This window comes from Kitasatospora sp. MBT63, from assembly GCF_000710465.2.
Lineage (GTDB): Bacteria > Actinomycetota > Actinomycetes > Streptomycetales > Streptomycetaceae > Kitasatospora.
In genome coordinates, this window is record NZ_JAIZ01000589.1 from 1 (window position 1) to 12,238 (window position 12,238).

Below are 12,238 nucleotides of genomic sequence, written 5' to 3' on the forward strand. Positions count from 1 at the left end.
CGGATGCTGGGCACCGAACCGGCCGAACCGGCCTGAGCCCTGCGGTTCCCGCCGAGCCCGAGCCCCGGCGGCCGCCCACCGGCGACCGGGGTCCCGCCACCGCCACCCGGAGACGGCAGCGCCGTGGTTCACCGCGCCGGTCCACCCGAATCCGAACGCCCGGTGGTGCGCGATGGGGCGCGCCACCGGCGTTGTCCGCCGAGCACCGCTGCGGCGAATCAGGCAGGTTCGACTGTCAGGGCCGCCAGGCAGTGCGGCAGCCAGCCCTGCGCCCGGGCCTCATCCAGTACGTCGCGGAACACCACCTTCCGGCGTTCCGCGCTCTCGCCCGGATCGCCGGCCGGCAGTGTCGCCGGGGCGGCGCTCCAGCATCCGCGCGACCGGCTCCGGCGGGATGCGGCCGGACCGTGTCCGGGCCCAGGCGCAGCCCGCGGTCGGGGAGCAGTGGCACGAGTTCCGGGCGTGGTCGGGGTCGAGAGCGTGTGCTCGAGGAGGAGGGATCGCGCGGGTCCCCGTTCCGCGTAGCGGCGCGCGGCGGCACTGGGGGGCGACGCACGCTCATCGCCCCCATGACCCTGGCACCCAGGCGGGCAAGGGTGTGCTGCGGCGCGCTCGCGGACCACTGGCCGATGGCTGCGTACGAGCGTGCGCCGGCGACCACTGCCGAGGCCGCGACCAGCAGCACCGGCACGAACGGGTGACGCACCCCTCGACGCCGACGCGGGTCCGGCAGCAGCCGCAGCCGCTCCACCGGTGGCAATCCCGCCACGCCGTCCGGCGCGGGCGACCTGGTCAGGCAGACGGCGGCAGACTGGCGGCACATCGAAACTCCGGCCGGTGTGCGCGACTTGGCGGTCACCGAGGAAGTGGACAAGCCCTGCCGCCCGCCTGGAGACGGCACCTGAACAGAAGGTATTCGGTTGCAGGGACGACTCTCGGTAGTGAGAATCAGCGGTTGTCCAGGTCCTGATGAGGTCTCGCTCCTGCGCGACAGCTCCCTCGACGAGGAAGCGTATCTGGACCACCATTTCGACATCGGCGTACCGAGCAGTAGTCGACTGCCAGGCCGTCACCCGACCGGCCGGGCGCCTTCCCGAGGAGACAGCTTTGCAGTTCCGCGCCGCCGATCTCACCCTTCACTGGACCGGCACCGACGACACCACCCCGCCCGGACACATCATCGCTGCCGGCCACGATCCCTTCGGCGACCTCCGTGTCTTCCTGTGGGTCGGCAATACGCCCGATGACGACGCCTACCGCGGGTCCCTACTGATCAAATACCACCAGGCTGTCGCCGCCTATGGCCCTGGCGGAAGCTACGTCACCGGCCACGGCGACCAGGCCGCGCTCCTTGCCCGGCTCGCCGACGACGGCCTCCGTCGGACCAGCGACTGAGAATCGTACGACGCGCCTGCACTCCCCATGGGGGCGCGCATGCCAGGGGACGTCCCCGCTGGCTCCCACACGCCGGCGGACGCCCGCTACGGTCCCCCCGGGGAACTTCCCGGTTCACCCGGCCTGGAGGTCGAGCTCCGGCGACGTCGTACTACTGTGTGCTGTTCGTCAGTCACGTGACACAAGGGGGAGAGTGCGTGGCCATCGAGTTGCCGGGCGAATTCGTCTGGGTGATGAATCTGATCGGCCTGAACTGGCCGCAGGTCAACGAGGACGAGGTCCGCGAGTTCGCCGATCACATACGCGACTTCGCGTCGAACATCGACAGTACGCACATGGCTGTCAGCGAGACCATCCGGCAGATGGGAGAGGCGTACCAGGCCGCCTCCTACGAGGTGCTCGTGCAGCGGTGGGCCGCGATGTCCTCGGATCACATGACCGAGATCGTCGAGGTGTGTCATGCCGCCGGGACGGTGCTGGATGTCGCTGCCGATGCCATCGTGGCCGCGAAGCTGGCGGTCATCGCCGAGCTGGGGGTGATGGCGGTCGAGTTCGTCGCCACGCAGGCCGCCGCTGTCGCCACGCTGGGGGCGGCCGAGGCGGCCGAGGCACTGCTGATCGAAGCAACGAAGCGGGTGGTGAACGCTCTGCTCCAGCAGTTGGAGGACCAGATCATCGGCGAGCTGATGGAGCAGATGTGCGGCCCGCTGGAGGCGGTGGTCGAGCGGGCCCTGAGCGGCCTGGTCTTCCAGGGGGTGGAGGCGGCGCTCGGCGCGGCCGGCGGAGGACCGGCCGGTGACGGCTTTCGGATCCATCCGGAGGAACTCCTCAAGCACGCCCAGGCCTTGCACGGTCATTCGGATGAGATGGCCGGTCACGCCCAGCGGTTTGTCGCGGCCACCGAGGGGATGACGTTCGAATGAGCAATGCCATTGCCAAGGGAATCAAGAAGTCTGCCGCCAAGGTGACCAAGGCTGTCGGTCAGGACATCGGCAAGGCGGTCAGCGGGGCCGTCAAGCAGGTCGCCCACGGCAGCGAGAAGGTGGCGAAGAACACCGCGGAGGCCGAAGAGGCTCATCTGAAGCATCTCCAGTCGATCCACGTGCCGAAGTCGACGCTGCAATCGGCCAGGAACGGCATGGGTTCCACGCCCGTCTATCGCATTCGCGACGACCGGGTGATCGAGCGCCTGACTCCGAACGGGCCCCGGGCCCTGACCGCCGACGAGCGCAAGAGTCTGCCGCTGAAGCTGAACGGCAAGGACCAGGTCGGCAAGCGGCCGACCGGCAAGAAGAACCCGTACAACCTGAAGGAGCTCCCGAAGGGCGCCAGCCGACCGAAGAAGCACTCGGACCAGGTCGACTTCGACCACGACGAGCTGTCACGGGCGACACAGCTGGCACGCCACGAGGACCAGAGCTACGGGAATTACAGCAAGGACAAGGACTCGAACAAGTACAACTTCAGCAGCAACAACTACGCCGCGGTGCGGCACGGACAGGAGGGAGATCCAGGGGGATTCATCCTGGTGGGACGAAGTCGTTTCCCGACCCATTCCGAGAGGATTCTCGGAATCCCGTTCCTCCAGGCCGGCGATCCGAACGGCATAACCGCCCTCTACACCGAGCGAGAACCCTGCACGAGCAGGGCGAACTGCAGCGCGTGGATGTGCGACCATCTTCCGGGCCACGTGCAGGTGAGCCACACCGTGGAATACGGGTTCACCGATGAGTCGCAAAAGCGCGGCAACGCACAGATGGAGAAGCATCTGAGGGACTTGAATCCCAGGCCCAGTCACCACGCTTTCAGGACCAAGTAGAGGACCGGCGGAATTGGAACCTGACGGTGGTTCATAGTAGGCTGAAGCGCGGGCGTTCAATATCCGAAATCACATAGATGGGCAGTGTTTCTCATGGCTTACCTCGTCGGCCGGACCGAGCTGGAGTCGGTGTTCCCGCCGGAGCTGCTCGTCACCCTGGACGCAGCGGTCGCACAGGGCATCGGCCACGGACCGACGCGGGACTTCCTGGTCCGTGTCGGGCTTCCCGACAAGCCGGCCGCCTGGTTCGAGGTGAGCGAGGAGATCTGCGACGGGGAGTTCGAGATCGGCTTCGAGGAGATCGCCGACGACCACCCGGGGCTGTCGTTCGACCTCTCCCGGTGGATCAACCTGGGCGGCCTGTCCTACGACGACATCGCGCTGGACTCCTCGACCGGCGAGGTCTACTGCCTGCCGGACGACGGCAGCGCCCCCTACCTGCTCAACCGCAGCCTCGACGCCTTCGCCTACTTCCTGTACCTGCTCGAGGTGGAACGGCCCAACTACGACTTCGAGGCCGGCGACGGCACCTTCGAGGACGGGGCCGAGAGGCGGCTGCGGGCACGGATGGAAGCGGCCGACGGCACCGCGTTCGCCCACCCGGGATCCGCCTGGACCACCGTGCTGCAGTACGTGTCGACCAAACTGCAGTAGCGGCCACCGTTTCCTCGCACAATCTCGCGCCCCGTCAAGGAGAGTCCGTGACCAGTCCCAGCAGCCCCCTCGTCGACCGGTTCGGCGAGGACGGGGTCCGGCGCTTCGGCAGCGCGTCGGCCGGCACCGCCGGCACAGATGCCCCGGCGCTGGCCCGCGTCGCCGCGCTGGCCCTCCCTCTCCAGGTGGGCCCGTACTTCCACACCATCGAGGGCGAGCCGGTCCCGCTGCACGAGTACGCCGAGGACATCGATCAGCCGCTGGACGCCGAACACGCGAACTGGGCCAGACTCGGGTCCGACCGGGCCTACGACCTGGTGACCGCCCCGGACGGACGTGTGCAGGCACTCCTGATCGGCTACGACGAGCCGCTCAGGTTCGTGAACTCCTCCCCGGACGCCCTCGCCGACGGCCTGCTGGGACTCGACCTCCTGCTCGACACCATCAGCTCCACCGACGACCCCCAACTGGCCTCCACCGCCTTCTCCACGTTCGAGGAGCGCCTCCGGCAGGCCGACCCTCAGGCGTTCGCCGACCGGGAGAGCTGGTGGCCCCTCGTTCTCGACGACATCCGCGACACCGCGAGCACCGAGTCCTACGCGTCGTTCGAAATCGTCAACGACGAGGGTGAGAAGGAGATCGTCACGTCCTCGGGCGCGATCTGCCTCCACCCGGAGGAACGCCTGTGGAGCAGCCTCGAGGCCGCCGGCGTCCAGCCCGAGCAGGTCACCCGCATCCACACCGAACTCGAAGCATGTTCCATGCCCGGCCACTACTGCTCGATGTGGCTGGCCCTCATGTTCCCCGACGCCACACTGACCCACAACTTCCCGTACGGCGAGAGCGCCGCCTCCCGGCAAGAAGGCATCCGGCAACTGCTCGCCGCACAGCGGAACGAAGGTGTGTGAGCCCGTGACCGCCCCCGCCCTCGGTGCCTGGCCGACCGCCACCGGCTCCGCCGCCCGGCACGCGCCGGCCCTGCTCGACTGGGCCTGGCGCCAGGACGCCGACTGCCCTCGCGTGTGCCTCCTGACGGGCGGCCGGAGAACCGGCAAGAGCCACCTCATGGCCTGGCTACTCGCCGGCTCCGACAGCGACCCACGCACCATCGTCCACGCGACCGTGCCGGCCAAGGGGCAGACAACCGCCACGATGGCCTGGGAACTGGGCCGCCAGCTCGGCTACGGCCCGCTGCCGCCCGACGAACTGGTCGACCGGGTCCGCGCCGATCCGCGCCCCGTCCGGCTCCTGGTGCCCGACCTGCACCAGGCCGGCCGAGGCCCCGCCGACCTGCCCGCCGCCGACCCCCGCACCGTCTACGACGAACTCCTCGCCCCGCTCCTCGCACTGACGCACGTGCGGACCGCGATCGAGGCAGGGCACCTTCCCCTCCCGAACCTTGACGATGCCCTCGTCCTGGACTTCGGGCCCCAGCCGGACTCCCCCGGCCTGCACGGTGTCCCCCCGCACCGGAACCACGCCACCACGCCACCGGACATCCCGGCCGGCCGGACGCCGGTCGCTGCCACCGCCTCGGCCGCCGGCCCGGACACGGGCCGCACCGTGGACTGGCGCAACCTGTCCCATGACGAACGCGAAGAGGCGCTCGACCGGGCACTCGCCGCCGGCACGGCCGCCCAACTGCTCAGGGACCCGGGCTTCCTCGTGCACGGCTCGGCCGCGGCCATCACCGCGACCCTCGCGGATCCGCGCATCGCCGCACCCGAGAAGCTGCGCACCGTGTGGAACCGCGCCGCACCACAGTTGTCCTCCGACGGGCCGGCCGACGCCGAGAGAGGCGCACTCCTGCACCTGGCAGCGCTCGGCACCGACCGCCGGCTGAGTGAGTTCCTGCGGCCCCTCGCCCAGGCCAACACCTGGACCGCTCGGTGGAACCACCCGGGGCGGCGCACCAGCGCCATGGCCGTGCTCCCCGCAGCAGGCACACCAAACGGCCGGGTCGCGGCCGCCGACCCCATCGGCCGCATCCACCTGCTGGACGCCACCGGCGGAGCCGTTGTCGGGCGTCTGTCCATCGACCCGAAGATCCGGCCCGTGCAACTGGCACCGGCCGGCCCTGCCTGTCTCATGGCCCTGGAGGCAGACGGCACCCTCCATGCAGTGCCGGTCGACGGGTCGGCCATGGCGCCGGCCGGCGCCGACTTCCTGGCCCTCCACCACAACGCCACCGGTCTGGCACGCAAGGGTGACCGTGTCGCCGCCGTCTCGGCCGACGGCGACCGGGTGGTGGTCGGAGACGCCCACGGGCGCATCCACCAGTGGTCCCTGACCGACCCGCACACGGGTCCCCGCACCAGCCACCTGCACCGGAACGCAGTCACCGCGCTGGCCTGCCTCCTGCTGCGCGAGAGCGGAGTCACGCTCGTGATCACCGGCAGCCTGGACGGCACAGTGCGGCTCTGGGACTCCGCGAGCGGCGAGGCCATGCCTGCTCCGGTGGAACGTCGTAACTGTCTCCCGACGGCCCTCGCGCTCGCCGACACCGCGGCCGGTCCCGTCCTCGCCGTCGCATGGGCCGACCGTCGACTGCACCTGTGGCAGGTGTTCGAAGGCCGCATGACGGCAGTACCGCTCCTCACCGAGGCCGACGCCCTCGCACTCACCACCAACGGCCTCCTGCACCTGGGAGGACAGCACGGCAGCACAGCCCTGCAGCTCGACCTCGACAGACTCTGGAGCTGACGCCCGCCGGAGATTGCGAACCCGTCCCTGCCTGCAGATGTGCGCACGCACGACGGGCGACCCTCCGCGGACGACCCGCTCGGCGTGGACGCCGTGGCACGCGGGGCGATCGGGGACGATCTCGATGATGTCGGACCGCAGCTCCACGTACCAGGTGCCGAAGGTGTGGCGGCGTCCAGGTCCGTCGACGTACGGCGCGAAGGGAGGGTTGACGGCACGATCGCGGTTCCGGAGCTTCCCGCGATGCGGGCCGACCATGATGAGCCGGCCGGTCATCCCGCATCCGTTGTCGCCGTTCGTGCTGGCCCGCGCGGGCGTCACACCCGACTCGAGAACAAGCTCAGCGCGTGAGCAGGCACCCGGCCGCGACACCGAGCCAGAGCATGGCTCCGAAGAACAGGCCGACGATCCGATGCACGCGGTACTTCCGGGTGAACACCCGCGCGCTCTTCGGTCTTTCGGGCAGGTAGGCGACCGGTACACGGGTTCCGAGGGCCGGCCCCCGCCCCGTCGTGGAGGGCCGGAACCTGACGGATCGGCCCTGCCGGTCGGTGAACTCGATGACGGGCGTCGAGTAGTCGTCCGCCGGCCTGTGCTCCTGAGCCACCACCACCCCCTCGGCGTGCAGCCCGTAGCGGGCCAGCCGCATCTGTAGCCACGCCTCCCGGGCACCGGCCCACAGACTCACCAGGCCCACCACCACGGCCAGCCCGATACCGATCGTCTCACCCGTCATCCATCGGCTCCTCCCCCGCACAGCGCCCGCCCGGCACGGGCCGCGCATCTGGAGGACGCCACGCGACGCCCGATGGTTCACGAAGGTGCGCGGGCACGCCGCTGGACGTCCGGACCGATCCCCACCACCGCCACGGCGAAGGCCCGGGCGGTGCCGTCATCCCCAACGGCCTGCGCCACCACACGGCCGGCGGACCCGGCCGGATCGCGGGCCGGCCGGGCGGCACGTGGGCTAGCCCGGTGCGCAGGCGGCGGGCCCGGGTGCGGCTCCGCCTTCGGGGCCGGCGGCCGCGGGGGGTGCTTCGAGTTGGCGGATCAGTGCCTTGAGCGCCGTGACCTCGTCGTCCAGGGCTTGCTTGCCTGCTCCGGTGAGGTGGATCCAGGTGCGGGCGCGCCGGCCCTCGTAGCCCTTCTCGACCGTGACCAGGGCGGCCTTCTCCAGGACGGCGAGGTGCTGGGAGAGGTTGCCGGCGGTCAGGCCGAGCGTGTCGCGCAGGAACGTGAACTCCACCCGCCGGGCTTCCCTGGCCACCGAGAGGATGCCCAGGCGCACCCGTTGGTGCACAACGTCGTCAAGGCTGCTGGTGGGGTGTTCACTCATTCGGCCGACCGCTTCTGGATCCGTTGCTGCAGGGCGAGACCGACGCCGCCGAGCAGGAGCACGCCTCCTTCGAGCAGGAGGCCCCAGCCACCCCACGGCGAAGGGTCCGGCAGGTTGTCGGGATCGATCATAAGGGCCAGGTAGGCACAGGTGATGGCGAGGAGCGGCCAGCTGCGTTCGATCCGGGCGAGCAGCAGCAGGGCAAGACCGATCGCTCCGGCCGGGCTCACCAGCGCGTCGAAGAGCGTGGAGAGCAGCGTCGGTTCGCGGAAGTCGGGGTAAGGCCGCGTACCCAGGATCGCCCACACCTCGTAGCCGGTGGTGACCACGCCCAGGACGGCGCCGAGCGCCAGGTAGGGGCCGATCCGGGTGCCCACACCGACCCGGTCGGAACGGCGCAGGTAGAACCAGCCGATGCCGGTGAAGGCGAGCAGCATCGCCACCGGGTAGTACCAGACCGCCAGCCGGACGTTGTCGCCCTGCCCGAAGCGGACCACCGGCGCCGCACCGAACCGCACGGCGGCGAAGACCAGGAGGGCGAACCAGGCGCCGCGCTGCTCACGACGGACGCGGCGGACCAGGTCCCGCCGCATCGCCAGAAGGCCAACAGGATCACCGGGGACCGGAACAGGAGGAGTTGTCATGACAGTTATGTTTGCACAACAAACCGATTGTGGATAGAGACGAACTGTCGGCACCGCCGAGCCCGCGCCACCTCGCCGTCCTGGGCCGCGCCTTCCTCAAGGACGCTCACCACCACGCCGGTGCGCCGCGCCGGGAGGACGCCCGGGCGACGAGCACGAGCACGGTGCGCGTCCGCGCCAGGTCGACGCGGGCGGGGCGCCGATCCGGGGCAGCCGGGCGGTCCCGGACCTGGCCGGCGCCGTCCGGCGGACGGTCAACACCGGGCGCGCCCCGCCGGGGAGAGCTGGCTGCAGAACCTGCCGCCGGACTCCACCCGCGCGGCGCTCCGGGCCCTGAACCTGATCCAGTAGGCCCAGCGCAACGGGCAAGCACCCGGCTGGACACGCAGCATGGGCCGGCGGTCGTGACCTCGCCCGAGGATGAGCGGTTCCACGACGAGGCGGGTGGGGCGGCGCCTGATGAGCCGTCCGTGCCTGCCGGCCGGCCCGGTGCCGACCGCTCCCCCACCCCATGTCCGCGGGCGGTCACCTGCGGTGCGCCAACGGGGCCACGCCCGACGCGCTCGCCCGGCGCCTGGACGAACCCGCCGGCCGGCGCGAGCACGAGGGGCACCGAGGTACCTGACCTGGAGGTCGGCCACCGGCCGGCCCGGCGGAGGCCAACTGCGGCGCCGACAGGGCAAGGCCGGCGGCCGGGTGGCCTGCCACCAAGGCGTGCGCGACCTGCGCCGCCGCATCGGTCCGGCCTGGCAGGTCCAGGCTCGAGCCGTCGTTCGGTCGCGCGGCCGGTGCGAGCCCGGTCAGCCGGTGGCGCCGACGACCATCTCCTTCCGTACGCGGCGTCGGATGTCGGCGACCAGAGGCGAGTCGGTGAACGCCTCGGCGACGAGGGCGAGGCGGGTGGTCTCGGTGCGGAGGTCGGGCGGGGTGGCGGGCGGGGTGTGGCCACCGGTGGTGGGGTACGGGTAGCGCAGTCCCGCGGCCGCGGCCTCGAGTGCGGCCGCGAGCACGGCGGCCTCGACCGTCGCGGCGGTGCGCCGCGGGTCGAGGCGCGCCGCACGGCAGGCTGCGGCGGCCCACTCGGGTACCGCGGGGTGGAGGTGCACGCGGAGGGCCAGCTGTCCGTCGCGGATCTCGATGACCCGCCGGTAGAGCGCGAACTCGGGGTCCGTCGAGAGTCCGTCGTGGCGGTTGCGGGCGCCGGGCGGCTCCAGGGCGATCTCGGGGCGGACCGCGTAAAGGGCCGACCAGAGCGGGCCGATCCGGCGGTGGTCACGCCGGGCGCGCAGACGGCGGACCGGTTCCGCCATCCGGTCCCCCCACGCGGTGAGGGTCATTCCGCCGATGATCAGCACGAGGGTGGCCAGCGCGGCGGATGCCGAGCACAGGCCGCGGTCCTGACGGCCCGTACGGAATCCCGAGACGAGGGGGATGACGCTCAGGGCGGACCAGAGCAGTCCGCAGGCGCCGGAGGCGGCGACCAGCCGCAGCCCCGTCCGCAGCAGCCCCGGCCCGAGCGAGCGTGCCGAGCGGTGCATCACCAGGGTGAACAGCCCCACGCACCAGAGGCTGTGGGCGGTGAAGAGCATGTTGTAGCCCGTCAGTTCAGCCCTGCCGCGCTCCTCGACGGCCAGCATCGCACCCTCCGCCGTCACCACGGCCGCCCGGTACAAGGCGGCGCTTGCGGCCATCACCAGCGCCGAGCCCGCGGCCTGCCACCGCGCCCATGAACGGGTGCGGCGACCGGGGCGCACGGCGAACACCAGCAGCACGAGGAAACACTCCGCCGCGAGTCTGAGCTCGGCGCACAGCAGTGGCACCAGGGTGCCGAGCGTCTCGCGTCCTGGGATGTCCGGGCTCTGGGAGAGCGGCAGCAGGACCAACGACAGTCCGATGGTGACCGTGAAGCCGACCAGGTGGCGGGCGCCCGGCTGCAGCGGGCGGCCGCGCCAGAGACGGATCCGGCAGAGGACCCCGACGATCGCGACCGCGCCCGCCAGCCACTCGAGCGCGGGGATCACCGTTCGGTGGCCGCGGAGCCGGCCCGGCGCCGCGGGGTGTCGAAGACTCCGCCGAGCCTGACGGTCTGCTCGGTCGGGTTCGCGGGCCCGGAGACGGCGGGCCCACCGCGCGCGGCCGCGCGGTGCAGGACCAGCGAGGCGAACAGTTCGGCCTCCTGCTCCTGCGTGCTGTCGTACAGGCTGCGCCCCAGCACCCGGCGCACCAGCTCACCGGACAGGTGCGGCACCAGCGCCCCGACGGCGGTGCCGTCGGCGGCCGGTCCGTGGTGGCCGCAGAGGAGGTGGCCTACCTCGTGCAGCACGATGTGCTGCTGGTGCAGCAGGGTGGTGTCGGTCGGGTAGCCGATGTAGTCGGCGCGGGCGGTGCTCACCAGCATGCCGCAGGTGCCTGCGGCGCCCGCGGGCAGCGGGAGGAACTCGACCGGCCGGCCGAGACGGTCGGACAACGTCTCGGCGAGGGCGGGCAGTTCGAACGGTTCCGGCAGGGCCAGCGTCGCCGCGACCCGCTCACAGCGACGCCAGAGCCTGTGCCGTTCTCCGCTCGTCATTCCCACCGCACCGTCCACACCCTCCAGATCCGCCTGGTCTGCCGGTGACCCGACGGACCGGGACGCCGGCCCGCGCGCGCCCGAGGGGCGCCTCCGCAAGATCACTGTCGGATTTCCCCCTCCCGGCGCGCGATCGACTCGATCATGTCGCTGATGGTACCGAGCGCCTCCGGCGAGAGGGTCACCACCCGCAGCGCGACCTCGCGGACTCCTCCGTCGCCCGGCCACTGGGCGCCTCCCGTCCTGCCGGTCTGCCCTGCCTCACCACGCCCTCATTCATTTCAGCTTACGCAGATTGGATGAGAATTCACACTGGCTTATGTCCTGAGAGTGTGTCAGTGTTGCGCCGCGCCGGTCGGCTGTCGAACCGTCCGGCGCACTTCCCCGACGCCAACCCCGAGGAGTACCCATGAAGTTCAGGACGTCCCTGGTCGCCGCGGCACTCGGCGCATCGCTGCTCACCACCGTGCCCGCGATGGTGGCACCGACCCTGGCCGCCGCCCACGACTGCACCATCCTGACCCCCGGATCCGACGACCAGGCATGTGGCGGCAGCTTCGCGGAGACGATCGGCTGGAGCAGCGGCGAGATCGGCGACACGTTCGACGGGGGCAACGTCGAGATCGTGCGCCCGGCGCAGCCGCCGCACGTCCCGGCGGCCCCCACCGTCGACCCGGTCCCCGGCGGCTCGGGCGTGCCCGGCGGCTCGAACGGAGGCACGTTCGCCAGGCCCTACAGCTACGGCCAGAAGTGGACCGTCGTCCAGGACTGCCTGCAGAACACCTCGTCGGTGCCGCAGAAGTTCACCCGCAGCTCCACCTACACCGTCACCTACGCGGCCAGCACCAACGCCTCGGCGAAGGCCCTCGATGTCCTCACCGCCACGCTCGGGACGAGGCCCAACTCGACGGTCGCCAGGAGCACCGGATGGGAGATCACCATCCCCGCGGGCCAGAGGTTCGGGCTGGGCCTGGAGTACCAGACCGTCACCTACGCGGTCCCGACCGGCGGCTCCACCGTCGAATTCGTGAACGTCACCGTGCCGACGGCCACCCTTACCGGCGTCGCCTGCTGACAGCCGGAGCACCGCGCATCCGGCGGTACGGCGGGGGCGGCCC

At 71.3% G+C, this 12,238-nt stretch carries 13 protein-coding genes; 7 read left to right on the forward strand and 6 right to left on the reverse strand.

Annotation, left to right across the window (positions count from 1 at the left end; genetic code table 11):
* Window positions 1-235: 235 nt before the first annotated feature.
* A complete protein-coding gene (locus AA75_RS52605) occupies window positions 236-1,036 on the reverse strand; it encodes a transposase family protein (RefSeq protein WP_368666618.1) in 801 nt (266 codons plus the stop codon).
* 71 nt (window positions 1,037-1,107) lie between these two features.
* Between AA75_RS52605 and AA75_RS31180 the strand changes: the two genes are divergently transcribed.
* From AA75_RS31180 to AA75_RS31205, 6 genes are all read left to right on the forward strand, one after another.
* Window positions 1,108-1,395 carry a hypothetical protein gene (locus AA75_RS31180; RefSeq protein WP_033817646.1) on the forward strand — a complete coding sequence of 96 codons (288 nt, stop codon included), beginning with the start codon at window positions 1,108-1,110 and terminating at the stop codon, window positions 1,393-1,395.
* 197 nt (window positions 1,396-1,592) lie between these two features.
* Window positions 1,593-2,318, forward strand: a complete 726-nt coding sequence (locus AA75_RS31185) for a hypothetical protein (protein ID WP_033823676.1) — start codon at window positions 1,593-1,595, stop codon at window positions 2,316-2,318.
* Window positions 2,315-3,214, forward strand: a complete 900-nt coding sequence (locus AA75_RS31190; protein WP_033823677.1) for a nucleic acid/nucleotide deaminase domain-containing protein — start codon at window positions 2,315-2,317, stop codon at window positions 3,212-3,214. Before AA75_RS31185 ends, AA75_RS31190 begins: the two co-directional genes overlap by 4 nt.
* A gap of 93 nt (window positions 3,215-3,307) precedes the next feature.
* Window positions 3,308-3,868, forward strand: a complete 561-nt coding sequence (locus AA75_RS31195; protein WP_033823678.1) for an SUKH-4 family immunity protein — start codon at window positions 3,308-3,310, stop codon at window positions 3,866-3,868.
* 47 nt (window positions 3,869-3,915) lie between these two features.
* Window positions 3,916-4,776, forward strand: coding sequence for a nucleic acid/nucleotide deaminase domain-containing protein (locus AA75_RS31200; protein ID WP_033823679.1), 861 nt, complete (start codon window positions 3,916-3,918; stop codon window positions 4,774-4,776).
* A 4-nt stretch (window positions 4,777-4,780) separates the two neighbouring features.
* Complete coding sequence (locus tag AA75_RS31205) at window positions 4,781-6,571, forward strand: WD40 repeat domain-containing protein (protein ID WP_051813833.1); 1,791 nt, start codon at window positions 4,781-4,783, stop codon at window positions 6,569-6,571.
* A gap of 340 nt (window positions 6,572-6,911) precedes the next feature.
* Here the strand turns inward: AA75_RS31205 and AA75_RS31210 are convergent, their stop codons facing one another.
* The 5 genes from AA75_RS31210 to AA75_RS31230 form a co-directional block, all read right to left on the reverse strand.
* Window positions 6,912-7,307, reverse strand: coding sequence for a DUF3592 domain-containing protein (locus AA75_RS31210; protein ID WP_033823680.1), 396 nt, complete (start codon window positions 7,305-7,307; stop codon window positions 6,912-6,914).
* A 231-nt stretch (window positions 7,308-7,538) separates the two neighbouring features.
* Window positions 7,539-7,907, reverse strand: a complete 369-nt coding sequence (locus tag AA75_RS31215) for a transcriptional regulator (RefSeq protein WP_051813834.1) — start codon at window positions 7,905-7,907, stop codon at window positions 7,539-7,541.
* On the reverse strand, window positions 7,904-8,500 hold the full coding sequence (locus AA75_RS31220) for a hypothetical protein (protein ID WP_033823681.1): 597 nt from the start codon (window positions 8,498-8,500) through the stop codon (window positions 7,904-7,906). The genes AA75_RS31215 and AA75_RS31220 overlap by 4 nt, the downstream gene beginning before the upstream one ends.
* Before the next feature lie 851 nt (window positions 8,501-9,351).
* Window positions 9,352-10,572 carry an MAB_1171c family putative transporter gene (locus tag AA75_RS31225; RefSeq protein WP_051813835.1) on the reverse strand — a complete coding sequence of 407 codons (1,221 nt, stop codon included), beginning with the start codon at window positions 10,570-10,572 and terminating at the stop codon, window positions 9,352-9,354.
* Entirely contained in the window at window positions 10,569-11,120 is a 552-nt protein-coding gene (locus AA75_RS31230) for a hypothetical protein (protein WP_063794473.1), read from the reverse strand. The genes AA75_RS31225 and AA75_RS31230 overlap by 4 nt, the downstream gene beginning before the upstream one ends.
* Window positions 11,121-11,529: 409 nt before the next feature.
* Here AA75_RS31230 and AA75_RS31235 point away from each other — a divergent pair, with 409 nt between their 5' ends.
* Window positions 11,530-12,195 (forward strand): DUF6426 family protein, encoded by a 666-nt coding sequence (locus tag AA75_RS31235; protein WP_033823682.1) that lies wholly within the window; start codon window positions 11,530-11,532, stop codon window positions 12,193-12,195.
* Window positions 12,196-12,238 lie beyond the last annotated feature (43 nt).

Excerpts from the sequence above, each read along its gene's own strand:
- AA75_RS52605 (WP_368666618.1), bottom strand. The coding sequence starts at position 1,036 with ATGTCGAAATGGTGGTCCAGATACGCTTCCTCGTCGAGGGAGCTGTCG.
- AA75_RS31230 (WP_063794473.1), bottom strand. The coding sequence starts at position 11,120 with ATGACGAGCGGAGAACGGCACAGGCTCTGGCGTCGCTGTGAGCGGGTC.
- AA75_RS31210 (WP_033823680.1), bottom strand. The coding sequence starts at position 7,307 with ATGACGGGTGAGACGATCGGTATCGGGCTGGCCGTGGTGGTGGGCCTG.
- AA75_RS31220 (WP_033823681.1), bottom strand. The coding sequence starts at position 8,500 with ATGCGGCGGGACCTGGTCCGCCGCGTCCGTCGTGAGCAGCGCGGCGCC.
- AA75_RS31215 (WP_051813834.1), bottom strand. The coding sequence starts at position 7,907 with ATGAGTGAACACCCCACCAGCAGCCTTGACGACGTTGTGCACCAACGG.
- AA75_RS31195 (WP_033823678.1), top strand. The coding sequence starts at position 3,308 with ATGGCTTACCTCGTCGGCCGGACCGAGCTGGAGTCGGTGTTCCCGCCG.
- AA75_RS31235 (WP_033823682.1), top strand. The coding sequence starts at position 11,530 with ATGAAGTTCAGGACGTCCCTGGTCGCCGCGGCACTCGGCGCATCGCTG.
- AA75_RS31190 (WP_033823677.1), top strand. The coding sequence starts at position 2,315 with ATGAGCAATGCCATTGCCAAGGGAATCAAGAAGTCTGCCGCCAAGGTG.